The organism is Paractinoplanes lichenicola, from assembly GCF_016785085.1.
GTDB lineage: Bacteria > Actinomycetota > Actinomycetes > Mycobacteriales > Micromonosporaceae > Actinoplanes > Actinoplanes lichenicola.
Map to the genome: position 1 here is coordinate 566,722 of NZ_JAENHO010000006.1, position 20,264 is coordinate 586,985.

The 20,264-nt window shown below is 70.2% G+C and carries 21 protein-coding genes; 7 read left to right on the plus strand and 14 right to left on the minus strand.

The window, feature by feature from the left end; translation table 11 throughout:
- Window positions 1-37: 37 nt before the first annotated feature.
- From JKJ07_RS23745 to JKJ07_RS23775, 7 genes are all read right to left on the minus strand, one after another.
- Window positions 38-949 carry a formylglycine-generating enzyme family protein gene (locus JKJ07_RS23745; RefSeq protein ID WP_202993889.1) on the minus strand — a complete coding sequence of 304 codons (912 nt, stop codon included), beginning with the start codon at window positions 947-949 and terminating at the stop codon, window positions 38-40.
- Window positions 946-2,346 (minus strand): sulfatase family protein, encoded by a 1,401-nt coding sequence (locus JKJ07_RS23750; RefSeq protein WP_202993890.1) that lies wholly within the window; start codon window positions 2,344-2,346, stop codon window positions 946-948. Before JKJ07_RS23750 ends, JKJ07_RS23745 begins: the two co-directional genes overlap by 4 nt.
- A complete protein-coding gene (locus JKJ07_RS23755; protein WP_307834372.1) occupies window positions 2,343-3,809 on the minus strand; it encodes a sulfatase family protein in 1,467 nt (488 codons plus the stop codon). The genes JKJ07_RS23750 and JKJ07_RS23755 overlap by 4 nt, the downstream gene beginning before the upstream one ends.
- On the minus strand, window positions 3,806-4,702 hold the full coding sequence (locus JKJ07_RS23760; protein WP_202993892.1) for an aliphatic sulfonate ABC transporter substrate-binding protein: 897 nt from the start codon (window positions 4,700-4,702) through the stop codon (window positions 3,806-3,808). The genes JKJ07_RS23755 and JKJ07_RS23760 overlap by 4 nt, the downstream gene beginning before the upstream one ends.
- 86 nt (window positions 4,703-4,788) lie before the next feature.
- Window positions 4,789-5,532: an ABC transporter ATP-binding protein gene (locus tag JKJ07_RS23765; RefSeq protein ID WP_307834373.1), complete on the minus strand. Its 744-nt coding sequence runs from the start codon at window positions 5,530-5,532 to the stop codon at window positions 4,789-4,791.
- A 14-nt stretch (window positions 5,533-5,546) separates the two neighbouring features.
- On the minus strand, window positions 5,547-6,353 hold the full coding sequence (locus tag JKJ07_RS23770) for an ABC transporter permease (RefSeq protein ID WP_202993894.1): 807 nt from the start codon (window positions 6,351-6,353) through the stop codon (window positions 5,547-5,549).
- Window positions 6,350-7,516 (minus strand): ROK family transcriptional regulator, encoded by a 1,167-nt coding sequence (locus tag JKJ07_RS23775; RefSeq protein ID WP_202993895.1) that lies wholly within the window; start codon window positions 7,514-7,516, stop codon window positions 6,350-6,352. Before JKJ07_RS23775 ends, JKJ07_RS23770 begins: the two co-directional genes overlap by 4 nt.
- A 193-nt stretch (window positions 7,517-7,709) precedes the next feature.
- On the opposite strand from JKJ07_RS23775, the gene JKJ07_RS23780 reads away from it, so the two are divergent.
- Window positions 7,710-8,645, plus strand: coding sequence for an intradiol ring-cleavage dioxygenase (locus JKJ07_RS23780; RefSeq protein ID WP_202993896.1), 936 nt, complete (start codon window positions 7,710-7,712; stop codon window positions 8,643-8,645).
- Between the two features lie 148 nt (window positions 8,646-8,793).
- On the opposite strand, the gene JKJ07_RS23785 is transcribed toward JKJ07_RS23780, so the two are convergent.
- The 3 genes from JKJ07_RS23785 to JKJ07_RS23795 are packed head-to-tail and all read right to left on the minus strand — an operon-like array spanning window position 8,794 to window position 10,808.
- A complete protein-coding gene (locus JKJ07_RS23785; protein ID WP_202993897.1) occupies window positions 8,794-10,020 on the minus strand; it encodes an SLC13 family permease in 1,227 nt (408 codons plus the stop codon).
- Window positions 10,021-10,029: 9 nt separating this feature from the next.
- Window positions 10,030-10,365 carry an STAS domain-containing protein gene (locus JKJ07_RS51210; protein WP_202993898.1) on the minus strand — a complete coding sequence of 112 codons (336 nt, stop codon included), beginning with the start codon at window positions 10,363-10,365 and terminating at the stop codon, window positions 10,030-10,032.
- Between the two features lie 29 nt (window positions 10,366-10,394).
- The gene (locus tag JKJ07_RS23795; RefSeq protein WP_202993899.1) at window positions 10,395-10,808 is read right to left on the minus strand and encodes an ATP-binding protein; all 414 of its coding nucleotides are present in this window, start codon (window positions 10,806-10,808) and stop codon (window positions 10,395-10,397) included.
- Between the two features lie 335 nt (window positions 10,809-11,143).
- Between JKJ07_RS23795 and JKJ07_RS23800 the strand changes: the two genes are divergently transcribed.
- On the plus strand, window positions 11,144-11,959 hold the full coding sequence (locus JKJ07_RS23800) for an RNA polymerase sigma factor SigF (RefSeq protein ID WP_202993900.1): 816 nt from the start codon (window positions 11,144-11,146) through the stop codon (window positions 11,957-11,959).
- A gap of 55 nt (window positions 11,960-12,014) precedes the next feature.
- Here JKJ07_RS23800 and JKJ07_RS23805 read toward each other — a convergent pair whose 3' ends face one another.
- Window positions 12,015-13,616, minus strand: coding sequence for a glycoside hydrolase domain-containing protein (locus JKJ07_RS23805; protein ID WP_202993901.1), 1,602 nt, complete (start codon window positions 13,614-13,616; stop codon window positions 12,015-12,017).
- Window positions 13,617-13,642: 26 nt separating this feature from the next.
- A complete protein-coding gene (locus JKJ07_RS23810) occupies window positions 13,643-14,827 on the minus strand; it encodes an MFS transporter (protein ID WP_202993902.1) in 1,185 nt (394 codons plus the stop codon).
- Window positions 14,828-14,896: 69 nt separating this feature from the next.
- Here JKJ07_RS23810 and JKJ07_RS23815 point away from each other — a divergent pair, with 69 nt between their 5' ends.
- The 4 genes from JKJ07_RS23815 to JKJ07_RS23830 all read left to right on the plus strand — a co-directional run bounded on the left by JKJ07_RS23815 (window position 14,897) and on the right by JKJ07_RS23830 (window position 17,342).
- Complete coding sequence (locus tag JKJ07_RS23815) at window positions 14,897-15,247, plus strand: DNA polymerase ligase N-terminal domain-containing protein (RefSeq protein WP_202993903.1); 351 nt, start codon at window positions 14,897-14,899, stop codon at window positions 15,245-15,247.
- Window positions 15,248-15,290: 43 nt separating this feature from the next.
- Window positions 15,291-15,962, plus strand: a complete 672-nt coding sequence (locus tag JKJ07_RS23820; RefSeq protein ID WP_202993904.1) for a DedA family protein — start codon at window positions 15,291-15,293, stop codon at window positions 15,960-15,962.
- 49 nt (window positions 15,963-16,011) lie between these two features.
- Window positions 16,012-16,647 (plus strand): hypothetical protein, encoded by a 636-nt coding sequence (locus tag JKJ07_RS23825; protein ID WP_202993905.1) that lies wholly within the window; start codon window positions 16,012-16,014, stop codon window positions 16,645-16,647.
- 68 nt (window positions 16,648-16,715) lie between these two features.
- Window positions 16,716-17,342 (plus strand): HAD-IA family hydrolase, encoded by a 627-nt coding sequence (locus JKJ07_RS23830; protein WP_307834374.1) that lies wholly within the window; start codon window positions 16,716-16,718, stop codon window positions 17,340-17,342.
- Here JKJ07_RS23830 and JKJ07_RS23835 read toward each other — a convergent pair.
- Window positions 17,339-18,295 carry a Dyp-type peroxidase gene (locus tag JKJ07_RS23835; RefSeq protein WP_202993906.1) on the minus strand — a complete coding sequence of 319 codons (957 nt, stop codon included), beginning with the start codon at window positions 18,293-18,295 and terminating at the stop codon, window positions 17,339-17,341. The two genes, JKJ07_RS23830 and JKJ07_RS23835, sit on opposite strands and share 4 nt — an antisense overlap.
- A 24-nt stretch (window positions 18,296-18,319) precedes the next feature.
- Here JKJ07_RS23835 and JKJ07_RS23840 point away from each other — a divergent pair, with 24 nt between their 5' ends.
- Window positions 18,320-19,189 (plus strand): SDR family NAD(P)-dependent oxidoreductase, encoded by an 870-nt coding sequence (locus JKJ07_RS23840; protein ID WP_202993907.1) that lies wholly within the window; start codon window positions 18,320-18,322, stop codon window positions 19,187-19,189.
- On the opposite strand, the gene JKJ07_RS23845 is transcribed toward JKJ07_RS23840, so the two are convergent.
- Entirely contained in the window at window positions 19,143-20,225 is a 1,083-nt protein-coding gene (locus tag JKJ07_RS23845; RefSeq protein ID WP_307834375.1) for an NHL repeat-containing protein, read from the minus strand. The two genes, JKJ07_RS23840 and JKJ07_RS23845, sit on opposite strands and share 47 nt — an antisense overlap.
- Window positions 20,226-20,264: the final 39 nt, after the last annotated feature.

The following is a 20,264-nucleotide window of genomic DNA, read 5'->3' on the forward strand; positions in this document are numbered from 1 at the left end:
CGGGCGGGGTGGGGACAGTTGATGATCAAAAAGGGGGTCAGCGGGCTACGGTGCGGAAGCCGGTGTTGGCGGTGGAGGAGTCGGGGGTGTTGGCGGAGCGGGCGGCGTTGCGGTAGCGGTTGCAGTACGAGTCGTGGCACAGGTAGGAGCCGCCGCGGATCACGCGGGTGGCGCCGAGCGACGGGCCCCGGGGGTCGGTTGCGGGCGACATCGCGTAGTACGTGGGCGAGAACCAGTCGGCGCACCACTCCCAGACGTTGCCGATCGGCTGGTAGAGCCCATAGTCGTTGGGGGCGTACGACTTGGCGGGCGCGGTGGTCACCCAGCCGTCCGCGGCCGTGTTGTCAGTGGGGAACGTGCCCTGCCAGATGTTGCACGGCCAGTCCGCGGGCAGGTCGTCGCCCCAGGGGTAGCGGAGTGACGGCCGGCCGCCGCGGGCCGCGCATTCCCATTCCGCCTCGGTGGGCAGTCGCCGGCCGGCCCACGCGCAGTACGCCTGGGCGTCGTTCCAGCTGACGTGCACCACCGGGTGGTCGTCGGCGGCGGTCGACGACGGGCCGCCGGGGTGGGCCCAGTCGGCCCCGGAGACGCCCTGCCACCACGGGGTCCCGGCCATGCTGCCGACGACCTTGTCGGGGTCGGCAACGGCCAGGTGGAACACCGCTGACCAGCCGAAAGCCTCGGCCTCCGTACGGTAGCCGGTCGCCGAGACGAAGGCCCGGAAGTCGGCCACGGTCACCGTGGTCGCGTCGATGTCGAAGGCCGAGATCGCCACCTCATGCAGTGGTGTCTCGCCGTCCGGCCGCACTCCGTCGCCGTGCGCATCGCCCATGATGAAGGTCTGCGCGGGAACGGAGGCCTGCGGAAGTCGATGTTGGCCGGGGGCGGCGGGCACAAAAGCGTCAGGCGACGAACCATAAGACCCGGAAGGGCTGCAACAGTGGCTCATGCGGTCACCGGCCGCGGCTGGCTCGGATGCGGTTTGTCCCCGAGGCGCGCCTGCTCGTTCCACATGGCCACGGTGAGTTCGTCCCGGACGGCCGCGTACGCCGGATCGTCGTACACATTGCGCGTTTCCGCCGGATCGAGCTCCAGGTCGTACAGCTCCCACTCGGGCGGATAGGTGCCCCACCCGCAGCCCGGAATGCCCAGCCCGTCGTTGTAGAAGTAGATGAGCTTGTAGCGCGAAGTCCGATAGCCGTAGTGCGCCGGCGCCTTGTGAAAGACGTCGTCGTGCTCCCAGTAGCGGTAATAGACGCCCTCGGCCGCGGCATAGGCGCCCGAGGTCAGCAACGGCCAGAAACTGCGGCCCTGCATGCGCGGATGGGCGGGCACCCCGGCCGCCTCGAGCAGCGTCTGGGCCCAGTCCACATTGGTGACCATCTCGTCGACCACGCCGGGTTCGACGCGACGGGGGCAGGACAGGACGAGCGGCATCCGCAGCGATTCCTCGTACATGAAGCGCTTGTCGAACCAGCCGTGATCGCCGAGGAAGAAACCCTGGTCGGAGGCGTACATCAGCAAAGTGTCGTCGAAGTCGCCCCGCGCCCGCAGGAAATCGATGACCCGGCCGACGTTGTCGTCGACCGAGTCCACGCAACGCAGGTAGTCCTCCATGAACCGCTGGTATTTCCAGAGCGCTTCCGCGGAGTACGACAACCCCGGCGGCGGCGCGGTCTTCAGATCCTCCAGCGTCAGGTGCTCGGCGATTCGCATGGCCGCGCGCCGGGCCGAGGACGTACGGGTCGCATAGTCGTCGTCGAAGGTCGCCGGCAGGGGAATCGGGGTGACGTAACGATCGGCGAAAGACGGCGGCGGAACCCAGGGCCGGTGCGGCGCCTTGTGATAGATCAGCACGCAGTACGGGTCGTCGCCGTCCAAGGACGAGATCCAGTTCAGCGCCAAGTCCGTGATGATGTCGGTGGCATACCCCGGAACGGTCCGCCGGCCCGATTTGCTCAAGAAGACCGGGTCCACATACTCGCCCTGCTCGATCAGCACGTCCCAATAATCGAAATGCTCCGGGTCGTGCCCCGGCCCGTCCCCCATGTGCCATTTGCCGACCATGGCGGTGCGATACCCGGCGGCCCGCAACGCGCTGACAAAGCTGGGCTGCGAGGCGTCGATCGGCGTGACGAGCGTGGTCACGCCGTTGACGTGGCTGTAGGTGCCGGTCAAGATGCTGGCCCGCGACGGCGAGCACAGCGAGTTGGTGGCGAAGCAGTTGTCGAAGCGCCGGCCGAGCCGGGCGATCTCGTCGATCCGGGGCGTCTGATTCACCACGGACCCGTACGCCGAGATCGCGTGCGCGGCGTGGTCGTCCGTGAGGATCAGCACGATGTTCATCGGTACGAGGCCTCGTCGAGCCCGCTCAGGGTCGGGTCGTGATCGACCTCGCCGACGTCGTACATCGAGGTCATCCAGTGGTAGAACCGGTCGTCCCGCTCGACCAGCAGCGTGTAGAGCCGGCGCAGCATCCGCCCGCGCACCGGAGCCATCTCGGGGTGGTGATAGATGTTCAGCAGCTCGTCGGGATCATTGACCAGGTCGTAGAGTTCGTTGGTCGAGTCCGGGTTGACGACCAGCTTGTAGCGGTCCTCCCGGAGCATGCGCTGCGGATAGGGAAAATGGTGGCCGTGGAATTCGGCCACGATGTCCTGCTGCCATTCGGGGTGCTCGCCACGAACGATGGGGACCAGGCTCCGCGAGTCGACCGCGGCACCCCGGGAAAGGCCGGCAAGATCAAGAATCGTGGCCGTGCAGTCCAGCAGGCTGACGAACTCGGATCGTGCCTGCGGCGGCGCACCGGGGATCCGGATGATCCCGGGCGTACGGTAAATGTCCTCATACATGGCCGGCCCCTTGTCGTGCAGCCGGTGCGAGCCGGTGAACTCCCCGTGGTCGCACGTGAAGAACACCGTCGTCGCGTCGGTCAGGCCGAGCCGGTCGAGCTCGTCGAGGATCCGCCCGACCTGCTCGTCGATCATCATTACGTAACCCCAGTAGACCGCGATCAGCTTGCGCGTGACCTCGATCGGCATGGTGTCGAACGTCCAGTGGGCGCTGTAGTTGCGCTGCACCGGCGGCTTGCCCTCGAACGTCTCGGCGATCGACTTCGGCAGTTCGACAGTCGACGGGTCGATCAGGTCGAAGTAGTGGTCGGGGACGATGTACGGCAGGTGCGGCCCGAAGAAGTGCGTGGCGAGATAGAAGGGTTTTTCCGAGGAGGCATACGACCGCAGCATCTCGATCGTCCGCGTCGCCATGTAGTACTCGAAGGTCGCCTCGACCGGCTGCTGCAATCGGGCGGCGAGCAGATTGCCGGGCCCCCCGTTGGGCAGCGTGCCGCGGATCCGGTCGGTGATCTCGTAGGGGGGAAGGTTGTGCTCCTTGAGATACGCCCGATAGTCCTCATGATCGACCGGGTTGTGCCAGCCCGTCAGGTGCGGGCCGTCGAACCCGTAGTCCGCGGGCGCCTTGATCGTGCCCGCGTGCCACTTGCCGACCAGGCCCACGTTGTAGCCCTGTTCGCGCAGCGCCACCGGGAAGGTGAACGTGCCGTCCGGCAGGTCCTCCTGATAGCCGACGTTGCGCTCGTGGTTGGCCAGCACCTTGTGCCGGAACGGGGCCTGCCCGGTGAGCAGGCTGGCCCGGGCCGGCGTGCAGATGGCGGTCGGGGTGTACCACCGGTCGAACCGCGTGCCGGTGGCGGCGAGGCGGTCCAGGTTGGGCGTACGGACCTGGGTGTTGCCGTACGCCCCGAGCGTGTCGACCCGGTGCTGATCGGTCATGAGGAAGAGGAAGTTCACTTCGATGCTGCTCCGGTGAAGGTTTCACCCAGGTAGTACGTCGACGGATCCGGGTTCTCGGTGAGCTTCTTGGCGCCGACGAAGTAGTCGCCCATGCCCTGCAGCCACTTGCCGACCGTGCCGTCGGCCGTGTAGCCGTCGAGGGTCTTGGAGTCGAGCATCTTGCTGTTGCCCGCGTCCGCCTTGACCGCGTCGACCGGCTGCTTGAGCAGACCCGCGGTCAGCTCGACGGCCTTGTCCTGGTTGGCCGCGCGATAGTCCATGGCCTCCCGCAGCACCTGTACGACCTTGGTCACCGCGTCCGCCTTCCCGCTGACCACGTCGTTGCCGGCCACGAAGGCGGTCGGGAACGACACCGTGCTCGCGAAGTCCTCGTTCTTGGCCAGCTCGACCAGGTCCGGCTTCTTCTGCTTGATGTTGTTGAGCAGCGGATACCAGATGCCCGCGGCGTCGATCTGGCCCGCCGCGAACGCCGAGACGATCGTGGCCGGGTCCATCGGGACGCGCTGGATGTCGGTGGCGGCCAGGCCGGCCTTCTGCAGCGCCAGGGTGAGGATCATGTCACCCGACGTGCCCTCGGGGACGCCGACCTTCTTGCCCTTGAGCTGCGCGATGTCGGTGATGCCGGGCTGGGCGATCACCCGGTCGGCGTTGCCCAGCGAGTTCAGCGCCACGATCTTGGCCTTGCCGCTGGCGGGCAGCCAGACCGCGCCCGGGCCGATGTAGCCGAAGTCGAGGTCGCCGGCGTTGATCGCGGTGATCTGCAGCGGGCCGTTGGTGAAGACCTTGGTGCTGACCTCGACGCCGTGCTTCTCCCACAGCTTCTGGTCGTCGGCCACGGCCAGCAGGCTCGCCCCGTTGAAGTCGGCGATGTAGCCAAAGTTGATCTTCACGCTGAACGAGGAGGAGGAATCATCGGAGGATCCGCACGCGGCGACACTCAGAAGAGAGGCCGCCGCGAGAAAGGCGAGAAGGCGTTTCATGCAACTGGCTCCTGGTGATAGACGGCGCTCCACACGCGATTGCGCAGCGCCGTGAAGGCGGGACTGAGCCGCAGTTCTTCGGTACGGGGGTAGGGCAGGTCGACGTCGACGATCTCGACGATCCGGCCGGGCCGGGCCGCCATGACGACCACCCGGTTGGCCAGGAAGACCGCCTCGTCGACGTCGTGGGTGATGAAGACGACGGTGCGTTTCTCCTGACTCCAGGTCTGGAGCAGCTGTTCCTGAAGGCGTACGCGGGTGAGGGCGTCGACCGCGCCGAACGGCTCGTCCATCAGCAGGATCGACGGGTTGACGGCGTAGGCACGGGCGATGGCGCAGCGCTGCTTCATGCCGCCGGAGAGCGTGCGGGGCAGCGCGTCGGCGAAGTCGTGCAGGCCGACCAGGTCGATGAAGTGCTGGGCCCGTTCCCGCCGCTCGGCCCGGCCCACCCCGGCCGTACGCAGCCCGAACTCGACGTTCTTGCGGACGGTGAGCCACGGGAAGAGGGCGTACTGCTGAAAGATCACGCCACGATCGGGACCCGGGCCGGTGATCGCCTTACCGTTGACCAAAGCCTGGCCGGACGACGGCGTTTCCAGGCCGGCCAGGATGTTCATGAGCGTCGTCTTGCCGCAGCCCGACGGACCGACGATGGTGACGAACTCGTTGTCCGCGACGTCCAAGGACACGTCACCGAGCGCGACAAATCGGTCATTCTTCAACGGGAAAGTCTTGTTCACGCGAGACACAGTGATCATCGGCGGTCCTGCCAGTTGGTGAGGCGGCGCTCGGCCAGGAGCAGCAGACGGTCCATCAGCAGACCGAGGACGCCGATGCTGATCAGCCCGACAAAGATCGTCGGAAGGTCGTAGTAGAGCTGCGCGCTCTGCATCCGATAGCCGAGGCCCTGCTGCGCGGCGATCAGCTCGGCGGCGACCAGCGTGGCCCAGGACGAGCCGAGGCCCACCCGCATGCCGACCAGGATGAACGGCGTCGACGCGGGCACCACGACCCGCGCGAAGATCGTGCCGTCCTTGGCCCCGAGCACCCGGGCCGCGTTGATCAGCGTCTTGTCCACATTGACCACGCCCTGGAAGGTGGCGATCACGCAGGCCAGGAACGAGGCCAGGAAGATGACGAAAATCTTGGGGGTCTCGCCGATGCCCATCAGCACCACGGCCAGCGGGATGATCGCCAGCGGCGGGATCGTGCGGAAGAACTGCACCCACGGCTCGATCAGGCCGCGCACGATGCCGTACCAGCCCATCAGGAAGCCGACCGGGATCGCCAGCGCGACGCCGAGCACGAACCCGGCCAGCACCCGGCCCAGGCTGGCCAGCACGTCGTCGGCCAGGGTGCCGTCGGCGATCAGCTCCCACCCGCGCTCGAGCACCTCGGGCGGCGCCGGGATGTCGCCGCCGAGCGAGAAGCCCCACCACACGCCGACGCCGAGAACCACCGACAACAGATTCAAAAGCGTTTTCGGTACGCCGCGGCGACGGCGCTCGGGTGCGGCCGGCGCGGCCGCGTTCACCTCGGTGTCCGCCTGGACAACGGTCATGACTGGCTCCCGGCGGTTCGGGGATCGGGGACGGATCTCGGCTCGGGGTAGTCGGCCAGCAACGGCGACTGCAGGAAACAGGCGATGATCGCGCCGCGGGCGCCGTCGTCGTCACCGAGGCGGGCCGCCCGGATCACCGGGTGCCCCTCCCCCGGGATCATCTCGGCCGCGATCGCGGCGCCGGCCCGGGTGACGATCTCGGGCACGGCGAACGGCAGCGGGCCGCCGATGACGATCAGCTCGGGGTTGAGGATCAGCGCGGCGTCGGCCAGCACGCGGCCGAGCGCGTCGGCCACCCGGTCCATCGCGGCCCGCACCCGCGGCTCCCCGCGCCGGAGCGCGAGCTCGCCGAGGTCGTCGACGCCGGCCGCGGTCAGCGCGGGACGCACGGCCGCCACGGTCTCGAGGCAGCCCCGCTTGCCGCAGCGGCAGACCCCACCGACCGGGTCGACCTTGACGTGGCCGAACTCGCCGGCCGCGCCGCCCGCCCCGGCGACCAGCCGGCCGCCGACCACCAGTCCCCCGCCGATGCCGTCGGCCAGCCGCACGTAGAGGACGTCCTGCACCGGCTCGGCCGAGCTGGCCGCCTCGGCCAGCGCGGCGAACCGGGTGTTGTTGTCGACGATGATCGGCGCCGGGAAGCGCTCGGCGAAGGCGGCCAGCACGTCGGCGCGGGAGCCGCCGGCCGGGTCGGGACCGGCCACGCCGACCCCGAGACCCTGCAGCGCGGCCAGGCTGAGGCCCTGCTCGCGAGCGATCCGGTCGACCAGGCCGACCCCGGCCGACAGCCGCCGGGGCCACGAGCTGCCGGGCGGATACTCCTCGACGCCGCTCGCGATGATCTCGTGGGCGGCGTCGGCCACGGCGACCCGGACGCGGGTGTGGCCGAGGTCGACGCCGAGGAACTGGCCCGAGCGCGGGTCGAGCGCGAGCAGCTCGGCCGGGCGGCCGCTGCCGGCCCGGTCGCGGGCGTCGGTATTGACGACCACGATCGCGCCGCGGGCGAGAAGGTCGGAAGTTATCTCCGAGAGAGTCGTGCGCGAGAGGCCGGAGCGGGCCGCGATCTGGGCCCGGCTGAGCCCGCCGCGTTCGCGCAGAATCGCCAGGACGCGCTCCTCATGAGCACGCCTGACCAGCGCATGTACGCCACCGGACCCGGACATGGGGCCACCGTAGGCGGGCCCGAATTTTTCCGTCAACAGTGCGACAGAATTATCTCTTCTAAACCGGTAGGAAAACTTCCTCCGTAACGAGCATGTCACGCAGGGGCGACGGACAGCCAACTCAAAGCGAATGCACAAGAACCGGACCTAGCGTGACTTTCAAGCGTGCGGCAACACGATGAGGAGCGAACCGATGAGCCAGGATCCGAGACCGACGTACGAGGGACGCCAACTCCCCCGGCCCGACGAGGAGGTCGTCGATCAGGGCCTGGGGTTCGACCTGACCACGCTGGCCAACCGGCGGCACGTGCTGCGCGGGTTCGGGCTGGGCGCCGCGGTGCTCGGGCTGGCCGCGTGCGGCAGCAACTCGTCGTCGGAGAGCACGCCGGCCGCCTCGTCCACGTCGTCGGCGGCCACGGGCGAGATCCCCGACGAGACCGCCGGCCCCTACCCGGGCGACGGCTCGAACGGGCCGGACGTGCTGGAACAGAGCGGCGTGGTCCGCAGCGACATCCGGTCGAGCTTCGGCACGGCCAGCGGCACGGCCCAGGGCGTCCCGATGACCCTCGAGCTGACGATCCTCGACATGGCCAACAGCGACGCGCCGTTCAAGGACGTCGCCGTCTATGTCTGGCACTGCGACCGCGAGGGCCGCTACTCGCTCTACACCGAGGGCATCACCGACCAGAACTACCTGCGCGGTGTCCAGATCGCCGACGACTCGGGCAAGGTGAAGTTCACGAGCATCTTCCCGGCCTGCTACTCGGGCCGTTGGCCGCACATCCACTTCGAGGTCTATTCCGGCCAGGCCGACATCACCGACTCGACCAAGGCCATCGCCACCTCGCAGGTCGCGCTGCCCAAGGACGTCTGCGACAAGGTCTACGCCACCACCGGCTACTCGTCCTCGGTGAGCAACCTGAGCCAGATCAGCCTCTCGTCCGACAACGTCTTCGGCGACGACTCGGCCGCCCTGCAGATGGGCGCGGTCTCGGGCGACGTCACCAAGGGATTCGCGGTGACGCTGACCGTCAAGGTGGACACGACGACCACCCCGAGCGGCGGCAGCGCTCCGGGCGGCGGAGCACCGGGCGGCGGCGGCCCCGGCGGCGCTCCGCCGAGCCGCTGAGTTCCGTAACCTCTTTTACTTGCCTGTAACAAACGTATAGACAAGACTGACTACGTCGGACGCACCCCGCCGCCGAATCCCCCACCGGATCACCTCGGCCGTTCCCCGGACCGATACCGGCGCGGCGGCGAGGGTGCGCTCCTGCTTGTCAGATCCCGAAGTGCAGGCTCAGCCACAGCGCCAGCACGCCCACCACCAGCGCGGGCGGCACGGTCAGCACCCCCAGCTTGAGGAAGTCGCGCGAATCGGGCGCGGCGTCGTGGGTGTGCAGGATCTGCCGCCAGAGCAGGGTCGCCAGCGAGCCCACATAGGTCAGGTTGGGCCCGACGTTGACCCCGATCAGCATGGCCAGCAGCAGCCCCGGATTCGCCTCGACCACGGGCAGCAGGGCGAGCGTGGCCGGCAGGTTGTTGAGCAGGTTGGCCAGCAGGGCGGCCAGGAAGGCGACGGCCAGCAGGCCGAGCAGGCCGGCGTCGTCGGGCACGATCGCGCCGAGGAAGCGCTCGAGGCCGTGCTGCTGCACCGCGAGCACCACCACCCCCAGCGCGAGCACGAACGCGCAGAACGGCAGGTTGACCTCGCGCAGCAGGGTGCGCGGCGAGACCCGGTGCGGCACGGCCAGCAGGACCGCGCCGGCCACCGCGACCCAGGCCGGGTGCACGCCGAGGGGGTGCACGACGGCGAAGCCGACCAGGGTCACCGCGAGCACGACCAGCGCGTAACGCGGGGGCGGGCCGTCGCCGCCATCGGGCCGCGGCTCCTCCCGCGCTCGCAGGTCGTCGCGGAAGTAGCGGCGGAACACCAGATATTCCGTCACGATGACGGCCAGCCAGGGCAGCGTCATCAGGCCGGTGAAGCCGAGGAAGGTCAGGCCGCTGGCCGCGAACGCGAGCAGGTTGGTCAGATTCGAGACGGGCAGCAGCAGCGACGCCGAGTTGGCCAGGTGGGCCGAGGCGTACGCGGACGGGCGGGCACGGGCGCCGACCCGGGCCGCGGTGGCCAGCACGACCGGGGTGAGCAGCACGACGGTCGCGTCCAGGCTGAGCAACGCGGTGGTCAGGGCGGCCGCCACGAAGACCGCGACCAGCAGCCGCGGCGGGTCGCCCCGGCTGATCCGGGCCGCGACCCGGCCGGCGTACCGGAAGACGCCGTGCTCGCCGGCCAGGTGGGCCAGGAGGAGGATCGCGGCGAGGAAGCCGACGGTCGGCCCGAGCTCGAGGAACTCGGCCCGGGCGTCGTCCCACGACACCAGGCCGAAGACGATCGCGAGGCCGGCCGCGGGCACGGCGGCGACCGCCTCCGGCAGGCCGCGCGGGCGCACGACGGCGAAGGCCAGCACAGCGGCCAGCAGAGCCGCCGCGATGATCAATGACACTGCCGCAGGTTACGAGTCGGGAGTCTCCAGCGCACCGTCGAAGACGGCCTGCGAGCCTGAGACGGTGAGCACACGGGCCACCGCGCCCGTCGCGCCGACCACCCGGAAGGTCGCGCTGAGGTCGAGGGCCGAGTTGTAGCCGTCGATCAGCGCGCCCAGGGCCTCGGAGTCGATGAAGGTGACGGCGCTGAGGTCGACCGTCACGTCCTCGTGCTCGGCCAGCGCGTCGGTGAGCGTCGCGCGCAACTCGTCGCGTGCGTTGATGTCGAGCTCGCCACTGAGGCGCAGGACGGTCGCGGTGCGGTCGGCCGCAGGCTCCTCGCCGATCTGGTAGTAGTCCGCCACGGGCGCATTTCTACCAGGCGTACGGGGATTCAGCTCGGGAAGCTCGCCCAGACATGCTTGGTGAGATCGGTTCGATACCAACCGACATCGATGGCGAAAGTCTTCGTGAGCTGCAGCCCGAGGCCGCCGGCGCCGAGCGGGCGGTCCTGGGCGACCTCTGGGAGCGTGCCCAGATCGTGATCGGCCACGTCGAGGATGAGCCGGTCGTCGTGCTCCAGCAGCACCACCTCGGTGGGCGGCAGACCGTGCCGCAGGGCGTTGGTGGCCAGCTCGGTCGCGACCACGGCCATCTTGTCGAAGAGGTCATCGGTCTCGTCGGTGTGGTGCTCGATGGTCTCCCGCAGCGCGGCCCGCAGGCTGCGAAGCTCGCCGAACGAGTCGAGCTTCCAGCGGCGCAGCTCAGCCGCCTCCGCATGCGGGGCCAGAGGGCGCAGGACTGACATGTCCTCCATCTTTCCTTCCCGTCCAGGTTTGGCACTGGCCCATGCGGGTCACCACAAGCACCGGACGGCCTAATCCTTCCCGATCGCACATCGACGGCCTTGAGCACCCGACAAGATCCTCTGCGTATATTTGCTATCACGCAAAGTAACTCATACTTTCGGCTAGTCTTTCTTGGCCCTGTCGGCTAGGTTGGTCATAACCGAACGGCCAAGTGTGCGCGGCTGACGGAGATCGCATCGATCGCCATCAGCCTGCAGATAGGGACACCCGACCAACCGGGTCCAGCTACATCAGGACCGGCTCTCCGGATCAGGTGCCAGGGAGGACCACAAACATGACCGTCACCGAGACCACCAGCACCACGCAGGCTGAGACGCTTCCGGCCGCGGCCACCGCGCCCGTCGACAGCGCCGCCGAGCTCCTCAACGCGATGGCCGCGATGCCCGCCGGTCACCCGTCCCGCGCCTCGCTGCGCGACCGGGCGATCGAGGCCTGGCTGCCGCTCGCCCGTCACCTCGCCCACCGCTACTCGGGCCGCGGCGAGCCCACCGACGACCTCGTGCAGACCGCCACGGTCGGCCTGATCAAGGCGGTCGACAAGTTCGACCCCGAGCGCGGCGTCGACTTCGCGGGCTACGCGATCCCCACCATCATCGGCGAGATCAAGCGCCACTTCCGCGACCGCACGTGGTCGGTGCGGGTGCCGCGCCGCCTGCAGGAGCTGCGCCTGGCCATCACCGAGGCCAACAGCAGCCTGACCCACTCGCTCGGCCGCTCGCCGACGGTCGCCGACGTCGCCGCCCACCTGGGGGTCAGCGAGGAAGACGTGCTGGAGGGCCTCGAGGGTGCGCGGGCCTACAACGCCACGTCGCTCTCCACCCCGATCAGCGCCGACGGCACCACCGAGCTGGGCGACACCCTCGGCGGTGAGGACTCGGAGTTCGAGCTGGCCGAGACCCGCGTGGCCCTCGGCCCCGCGCTGGCGACGCTCGACGAGCGCGAGCAGAAGATCCTGACGCTGCGCTTCTACGGCAACCTGACCCAGTCGCAGATCGCCGACCAGATCGGCATCTCGCAGATGCACGTCTCGCGCCTGCTCACCAAGGCCCTGACCAAGCTGCGCGGCCAGCTGGCCAGCGACACCCTGTAAGACCCACCAGTCGTTCGTGGCCCGGTCCGGTTCGGATCGGGCCACGAGTGTTTTCTCAGGCGAGCGGGGCGATCCCGGCATAGCCGGTGGCCAGGCGGAACGGGGCCCGCAGGGTGGAACCGGCGCCGCTCAGCAGCACCAGGGCGCCGGTGGACCTCTGCACCGCGGCCAGGTCGGGGAAGCCGTCCCGGTCGAAGTCGCCCACGCCGACCAGGTCGCGCAGATCGGCGGCGGCGACGCCCAGGGCCAGGCGCTTACCGGTGAAGCCGCCCTTGCGGCCCGTCCACAGATAGAGCTTGCCGTCGGTCTTCAGCCGGGCGGCCAGGTCGGGGAAGCCGTCGCGGTTGAAGTCGCCCGCGCCGGCCAGCTCGGACTTGTCGCCCCAGCCGGCGCCGGTCAGACGAGCGTTGGCCAGCGTTGCACCGGGCCGACCGGCGTACAGGTAGAGCAGGTTGCCCGGGGAGACGGCCAGCAGATCGGGGTAGCCGTCACCGGTGAGGTCGCCGATCGCGGTGATCTCGCGCATCTTCTGCCAGCCCGCGCCGACCTTCTTGCGCGGGCCGAGACCGGTGGCGGTGCCCGGATAGAACCACACGTCGCCGTTGGTCTGGCGGGCGATCACGTCCTCCCGCCCGTCCCGATTGAGGTCGCCGATGCGCACGATCGCGTTCATCGAGGCGAACCCGCTGCCCAGCGTGCGCCGCTGGTTGATGTCGACCAGCGAGCCGTTGCCGGGGAAGGCCGACAGGTAGCCCGTCGACGACCGGCCCAGCACGTCCGGCCACCCGTTGCCGGTGAAGTCGGCGGCCTTGGTCTTGGGCAGCGGCGCGAAGTCGACGTAGTTGTTGTCGATGTTGATCGTGACGCCGCCGTACGTCTCCTTGTGACCGCCGCGGTACTGCTTCATCCGCCGCTTGCCGGGCCAGGCCGAGGCCGGGATGAGCGGGTCGGCCAGCGTGACCTTCTGATCCCAGCGGGCGAAATCCACATAGTCGGGACGGGTGTAGCCGGGCTTGGCGTAGGCGGCCACCTGGTCGGCGACGCCGGACGCGACGCTGGAGTAGAAGCCGGAGAAGTAGCCGTTGTCGTGCAGCCGGGCCGTCCAGCCGTTCATGAACGCGAGCACGCCCTGCCGGCAGGCGGCGTCGTTCGTCCGGTAGGACTCCATGTCGTAGATGAGCACGCTCTCGCGAGCCAGCCCGAGCGCCTGGGCCTGCGCGACGGCGTCGGAGGCGGCCACCCGGCCCTGGGTGTCGGCGCTCGCGTTGTTGATCAGCTTGCGTCCGCCGCCGATCGTCGTGCAGGTGGCCTGCGGTCCCACATAGAGCGGCAGCAGCTTCCAGCCGGCCTGCACCTGCTCCTTGACCCAGGCCGCGGTGAGCTGCGGCTGGGCGCAGCCCCGGTTGACGCCACCGATGTAGATGCCAATTGCCTTGTACGGCGATTTCGCCTTCCACGCCTTCATCGAGGCGCTCGGCGGGGCCGTGCAGGCGTCGAAGGCCTGACCGGTGAAGCTACCCGGCTGGACGGTGGCGAAGGTCGCGGCGTCGGCCCGGGTCAGCGCGAACGACGACATCCCGGCCACGACGGCGGCGATGAGCGCGCCGATCGCGATCTTGCGAGGGGAGAGGCGCGAGAGCGCGGGCAGTCGAGACATGACGGCCCAGCCAACCAACCGGGCTCCTAGGCCGCCTCCGCCGAACGGACCGTCTGTCGTGCCCGGCCGGTCAGCACGAGTGCCGCCGCCAGAGTCAGCGCGCCCAGTTCCATCGCCGCCCCGACCAGCGGCGTCGACTGGTAACCCCAGCCCGCGGCGATGGCCCGCCCGCCCAGATAGGCGCCGGCCGCGTTGCCGAGGTTGAAGGCCGAGACCGCCGCCGACGACACGATCAGGTTCTGGCCGTCGTCGTCGGCCGCCGTGATCACCCGGGTCGTGAGGCCTGGCACGGTGGCGTACGCGACCACGCCCAGCGCGAACAGCGTGACCGCGGCCGGCACCCGCGAATGCGCCGTCCAGGCGAACAGCACCAGCACGATCAGCATGGCCACGGACGCCGCGACGATCGTCCCCATCAGACGGTGGTCGGCCGCCCGGGCCCCGATCACGTTGCCCAGCACCAGGCCGAGGCCGAACAGCACGAGCAGCCAGGGCAGCGCGCCCGAGCCGAACCCGGCCACCGAGGTCATCAGCGGGGCCACATATGTGAAGGGCGCGTAGACGGCCCCGAAGGCGAGCGCGGTCATGCCCAGGGCCAGCCAGACCGACACGTGGCGGAACGCGCCCCACTGCGCCCGGGCGCCCGCCGCGGCCCCGCCGGTCGGGACAAAGGCCCAGGTGGACACGGCGGCGACCAGCCCGAGCAGGGCCATCGCCCAGAACGTGGCCCGCCAGCCGAACTGCTGACCGAGCAGCGTGCCCAGCGGCACCCCGGCCACGCTGGCCAGCGTGATGCCGCTCAGCATGGCGGCGATGGCGCTGCTGCGGCGCTCGGGCCGCACGAGGTCACCGGCGACGATCGTGGCGATGCCGATGAACGAGCCGTGGCAGAGCGCGGCCACGATCCGCCCGGCCATCATCAGGCCGTACGCGGGGGCGACGGCCGAGATCAGATTGCCCGCCACGAAGAAGCCGAGCAGGGCGATCAGCACCGGCTTGCGGGACCGCCGGGCGACCAGGGCCGTCAGCAGCGGGCCGCCGATCACGACGCTGAGGGCGTACGCGGAAATGAGCAGGCCCGCCGTGGGGATCGTGACGGTGAAGTCGGCGGCGATGTCGGGCAGCAGGCCGGTGATGACGAATTCGGTCATGCCGAGCGCGAACGTGCCGACGGCCAGGGCCGCGAGGGCGAGACTCGATCGCGACGCCATACGGATCACTCTCACAGTGACGACCGTCTTTTTCAACACCTTGAACAAAGCGCCGCCTACAGTCGAAGGGTGCGCCCCTCGTTTGTGCTGCATGACCATCGCAAGCCGCGGCCCCACTTCGACCTGCGGCTGGAGGAGGACGGCGTGCTGCGCTCGTGGGCCGTGCCACGCGGCCTGCCGGAGGAATCGGGCAAGAACCGGCTCGCGGTGGCCGTGCCCGACCACGATCTCGACCACCTCACGTACACCGATCCGGACAAGTCGATCGCGGACATCGGCTGGTGGGAGCAAGAGGACCGCAACGACAAGCGGTTCGTCTTCACCCTGCACGGGCGGGACGGGTCACACCGGTACGCGCTGATTCACACCGACGGGGTCAATTGGCTGCTGCTCCGCACAAAGGACCAGCCGCAGAAGTGACTCCCCAGGTTTGACCGAGCCTGTCCCGGCTACGGTTGAGCCGATGCCACCTCAAGCCGACCTGCCCGGGTTCCTGCACGGAGTCGCCCCGATCCTCGATCGGTGGGGCTATTACGCCATCGCCGGGGTCATCGGGGTCGAGAGCTTCGGGGTGCCCGCGCCGGGCCAGACGATCATGGTGGCCGCGGCCATCTACGCGGGCGCGGGCCGGATGAGCATCTTCGCCGTCGCCGCCATCTCGTTCGTGGCGGCCGTGCTCGGCGACAACATCGGTTACTGGATCGGGGTGCGCGGCGGCCGCAAGCTGGCCCTGCGCTGGGGCCGATACGTGTTCCTGACCCCGGAACGGCTGGCCCGCGCCGAGGGCTTCTTCGCTCGGCGCGGCGGGCGGGTCGTCATGGTCGCCCGTTTCATCGACGGGCTGCGCCAGCTCAACGGCGTCATCGCCGGCATCACGGCGATGCCCTGGCGCACGTTCCTGATCTACAACGCCATCGGGGCCGCTCTGTGGGTGGGCGTCTGGACCACCGTCGCCTACCTGTTCGGCACCCACCTCGTCGCAATCATCGAACACGCCCACCGTTACACGTGGCAGGCAATCACGGTGATCGTTCTCGCCGTGGCCGTCTACATCACCCTGCACGTCCGGCACATCCGTCGCAAACGCGCCCGGAGCAGCGCCGACGCGGCAGCGATGGAAGACACAACTCCTTGATTGTCTTGCCGTCACACGGGTAGGCATACGGTGAACGGAAGGAGACGCTGTGAGTAACAATCAGCTCGAACGCCGCCGGGACCAATCGGCCGCCGCACACACCGCCGCCGAGCGGAGCAGGACGACTGTCACCGAGCTGGAGAACCGGCTGCGGACCAACGCCAACCTCACCCAGCAGCAGACCCAGGCGCTACGCAACGCCGAGGCCGAGGCCAAGCGGCTCAAGCGGTCGCTCAAGACCCAGAGCCGTGACAAGACCCGTCTCGAGAAGGCCCACAAGAAGGCCGTCGCCCGGGCCGGCAAGGCGCAGAGCAAGGCGACCACGCTCGAGGAGAAGTACGGCAAGAGCGTGCTGGCCGACCTGGTCCGGCGCGAGAAGGAGAAGCACCGCGCGTCCGCGGTCGCTCCGGTCAGCCCGGCCCTGCCCGCCGTGGTTCCGCCGGCCCGCGAGGAACCGGCCGAGACGCCGGCCGAGCCGGCCGAGACGCCCGCCGCCGAGGTTCCGGTCGAGCCGCCGACGGCCCGGGCCACCGCGGCCCGCGCGACCGCGCGCAAGGCCGCGGCGTCGGCTGCCACCCCGGCGGCCCCGCGGGCCCGCACCCCGCGCAAGACGGCCACGGCGGTCGAGGCGCCGCCCGCGGCCGCGCCGACCCGGCGCCGCGCCCCGAGCCGCCGCACCGCCTGATCGCAGCACCGGAACGGCCCTCACCTTTTAGGCTGGGGGCCGTTCCGTGCTTTCCATTGGAGGTTTTCGTGCCCGAACCCCGCTTCGACGTGACCACCGTGCGAGCGATCCTGTTCGACATGGACGGCACGCTGGTCGACTCCGACGGTGCGGTCCTGCGGTCGTGGCTGTCGTGGGCCGCGGAGTACGGGGTCGACGGCCAGGAGGCGTACGAGATGGCGCACGGCAGCCCGAGCGCGACGACCGTACGGAAGCTCCTGCCGCATCTCGACGAGGCCGCGCACGTGGTCGCGTCGGCCCGCCAGCTCGAGCTGCAGTACGACGACCTCTCCGACGTGCACCCGACGCCCGGCGCCCGCGAACTGCTCTTGCAGCTGACCCGGAAGGGCCTGCCCTGGGCCGTGGTCACCAGCGCCGACACCCGGCTGGCCAAGGCCCGCCTGAACGCGGCCGGGATCGTCGCCCCGGTGCTGGTGACGACCGACGACATCGCGGCCGGCAAGCCCGACCCGGAGGGTTACCGGCGGGCCGCCGAGCTGCTCGGGGTCGACCCGGCCGACTGCCTGGTGGTCGAGGACGCCGACGTCGGCCTGCAGGCGGGCCGGGCCGCGGGGGCGCACACGGCGGCGCTGCGCGGGCTCGACGGCGACCTCCGCCTGAACACGCTGGCCGACCTGTCCGCGGCCCTGGGCTAAGGGGCTGCGGGCAGGTCGTCGAGGAAGTCGGCGGTCGGCACGAAGAACAGCGAACCGGTCAGCGCGGTCGAGAAGTCGAGAATGCGGTCGTACGTGCCGTACGGCTCGCCGAGGAACATCCGGCGCAGCATCAGCTCGGGGATGTCGGGCGTGGCGGCGTAGGCGATGTAATAGGTGCCGAACTCGCCGTCCTTGACCGAGCCGAACGGCATGTTGTCGCGCAGGATCTTGAGCTCGTTGCCGTCCGCGTCCTCGACGACGTTGAGGGCCAGGTGCGAGTCGGGGGCCTTGGCGTCGTCCGGGATCTCGGTGTTGTCGAGCTTCGTGCGCCCGATCGCCGCCTCCTGCTCCTCGACCTTGAGCGCGTTCCAGGCCTCCAGGTCGTGCACGTATTTCTGCACCATGACGTAGCTGCCGCCGGCGAACGGCTCGTCCTCGTCGCCGACGATCGCCGCCGCCCGGGCCTTGCCCCCGGTCGGGTTCTCGGTGCCGTCGACGAAGCCGAGCAGGTCGCGCTCGTCGAAGTATTTGAAGCCGTGCGTCTCGTCGACGATGTCGCCGGCCCCGCGCAGCCGCTCGGCGATCTTGGCGGCCAGCTCGAAGCAGACGTCCATCTGCCCGGCGCGGATGTGGAACAGCAGGTCACCCGGGGTCGACGGCGCGGTGTGCTTGGGGCCCTTCCAGGCCCGGAAGCGGTGCAGCTCGGCCGGGCGGGGACCGGTGAACAGCCGGTCCCACAGCTCCGAGCCGATGCCGGTGACGCAGGAGAGCTGGGCTGCGGGCAGCCGGAACCCGACCGTACGCTGCAGGCCGCCCAGATCCTCCAGCAGGTCGCGGGCGGTCTGCTCGCCACCGGGGCGGACGGTGGCCACGAGGAAGATCGCGGCGTCGGTGAGCGGGGCCAGCACGGCCTGCGACTCGACGAGCGGGCCGACGGAGCGAGGCGCAGTCATGGCCCGCAGTCTAGGGTCAAAGGAATGAGCGCTCCGTTCGCCTTCGCCGGCCGGACCTGTCTGATCACGGGGGCCGCCAGCGGCATCGGCGCGGCCCTGGCCCTCGAGCTCGGGCGGCGACGATCAGTGCTGGTCCTGGTCGACCGGGACGCCGAGGGGCTGGCCCGGGCGGCCGCGGCGGCGCGGGAGCTCGGCGCGGCCGACGTGACGACGTACGAGATCGACCTGAGCGACGGCGGCGACCGGCTCGACCTGGCGGCCGAGGTCGCGGCCCGGCACGGCGGCGTCGACCTGCTCGTCAACAACGCCGGCGTGACGCTGATGGGCGAGTTCGAGCAGAACGCGCTGCCCGACTTCGAGTGGCTGCTCGAGATCAACCTGATGGCCGTGATCCGGCTGACCAAGGCCTTCCTGCCGCAGCTGCTGGCCCGGCCCGGCTCGCACGTGGTCAACGTGTCGAGCCTGTTCGGCCTGATCGCGCCGGCCGGGCAGGTGGCCTACGTGACGTCCAAGTTCGCCGTACGGGGATTCACCGACGCGTTGCGCCACGAGCTGGAGCCCCGCGGGGTCGGCGTGACCGTCGTGCACCCCGGCGGGATTCGCACCAACATCGCGGCCAACGCGCGGGTCAGCGGCGGCGACCCCGACGGCAGGCAGGTCGCCCAGGCGCGGCGGTTCGCCGAGCGGGCGCTGACCATGCCGGCCGAGGAGGCGGCGAAGCAGATCGTGGCCGCCGTCCACGACCGCAAGCCGCGCCTGGTCATCGGCGGTGTGGCCAAGGGCGCCGACCTGCTGGCCCGGCTCACCCCGACGCGCTACTGGCGGATCAGCCAGCGCCTGGCCGCGGTCAAAAAGCTGCAAAGCGACGACGATCGGCCCCGTCGATCATCGTGAAGTCGCCGCCGGCCTCGATCGTGCCGGCCACGTGATTGACGCTGAGCACCCGTACGCCGATCACCCCGTTCGCCTTCGGCCCCCACGAGGCGAGCTGCCCCTTGGCCGTCACCGCGGCCAGCTTGAACCGCGGCCGGGCCCCGTCCACGCACCCGCCCTTGACGCCGTTGCGCTCGGTCAGGCAGGCGTTGTCGAAGTGCCCGCCCACATAGGTGATGCCGCCCGCGGTCGCGATGGCCGCCGCGTCCCCGTCGAACACCCGCTGCCAGCGCAGGGCCCCGGCGTAGCTGTACGCGATCGCCCGGCCGCCCCGCCCGGCCGTGGCCACGTGCACGCCGGTCGGGTCGAGCGCGATGGCCCGCACCTCGGCCGGCACCCGGGGCTTGAACGCCGGGTCGACGACCCCGCTGGTCCCGTTGACCGAGGCCAGCCGGAGCGTGCCCTTGACCGCGCCGACGAGGTGGAAGCCGCCCCCGAGATAGACCCGCGGGCCGGTGACCGCGATCGCGTGCACGGTGTCGTCGGCGACCGGGCGCCAGCGCGGGTCGAGCCGGCCGGTGGTCAGCGAGAACGCGGCCAGGTTGTCGCGCCGCTCGCCGGTGACCTGGGTGAAGCTGCCGCCCAGATAGAGCCGGCCGTTGCCCGCGGCGAGCGCGTACGGCGTACCGGAAAGGGTGTGGCGGAACGAGCGCACGGCGCCGTTGGTGGGATGGATCCGCACCAGGGAATCGCGGCGCTCGCCGCTGACGGCGTGGAAATCGCCCGCCGCGTAGACGCTGTCGTCGGTGGCGGCCAGCGCGCGCACCACCCCGTCGGCGCTGGGCGACCAGTCGAGCAGTTTCCCCGTACGCGAGTCGAAGGCGGCCAGTCGTTCCCGGGGATAGGTCCGCCCGTTCGCCGTCGCGGTGGTGAAGGTGCCCCCGACGTACGTCGTCGCGCCGCGGTGCGCGATCGCGTAGACGCCGCCGTTGAAAGTGGGGGCGGAGGAGCGTGCCGTCGGGCTCACTGCGGGGGCGGCGGCCGCCGGCAGGAGCACGGCGGCCAGGGCTAGAAGGACAAGCGGGAATCGCGGCAC

What these genes read in the sequence shown, in the direction of transcription:
- JKJ07_RS23745 (WP_202993889.1), bottom strand. Translation starts at nt 949, where the DNA reads ATGAGCCACTGTTGCAGCCCTTCCGGGTCTTATGGTTCGTCGCCTGAC.
- JKJ07_RS23750 (WP_202993890.1), bottom strand. Translation starts at nt 2,346, where the DNA reads ATGAACATCGTGCTGATCCTCACGGACGACCACGCCGCGCACGCGATC.
- JKJ07_RS23770 (WP_202993894.1), bottom strand. Translation starts at nt 6,353, where the DNA reads ATGACCGTTGTCCAGGCGGACACCGAGGTGAACGCGGCCGCGCCGGCC.
- JKJ07_RS23775 (WP_202993895.1), bottom strand. Translation starts at nt 7,516, where the DNA reads ATGTCCGGGTCCGGTGGCGTACATGCGCTGGTCAGGCGTGCTCATGAG.
- JKJ07_RS23780 (WP_202993896.1), top strand. Translation starts at nt 7,710, where the DNA reads ATGAGCCAGGATCCGAGACCGACGTACGAGGGACGCCAACTCCCCCGG.
- JKJ07_RS23795 (WP_202993899.1), bottom strand. Translation starts at nt 10,808, where the DNA reads ATGTCAGTCCTGCGCCCTCTGGCCCCGCATGCGGAGGCGGCTGAGCTG.
- JKJ07_RS23800 (WP_202993900.1), top strand. Translation starts at nt 11,144, where the DNA reads ATGACCGTCACCGAGACCACCAGCACCACGCAGGCTGAGACGCTTCCG.
- JKJ07_RS23805 (WP_202993901.1), bottom strand. Translation starts at nt 13,616, where the DNA reads ATGTCTCGACTGCCCGCGCTCTCGCGCCTCTCCCCTCGCAAGATCGCG.
- JKJ07_RS23810 (WP_202993902.1), bottom strand. Translation starts at nt 14,827, where the DNA reads ATGGCGTCGCGATCGAGTCTCGCCCTCGCGGCCCTGGCCGTCGGCACG.
- JKJ07_RS23820 (WP_202993904.1), top strand. Translation starts at nt 15,291, where the DNA reads ATGCCACCTCAAGCCGACCTGCCCGGGTTCCTGCACGGAGTCGCCCCG.
- JKJ07_RS23835 (WP_202993906.1), bottom strand. Translation starts at nt 18,295, where the DNA reads ATGACTGCGCCTCGCTCCGTCGGCCCGCTCGTCGAGTCGCAGGCCGTG.
- JKJ07_RS23840 (WP_202993907.1), top strand. Translation starts at nt 18,320, where the DNA reads ATGAGCGCTCCGTTCGCCTTCGCCGGCCGGACCTGTCTGATCACGGGG.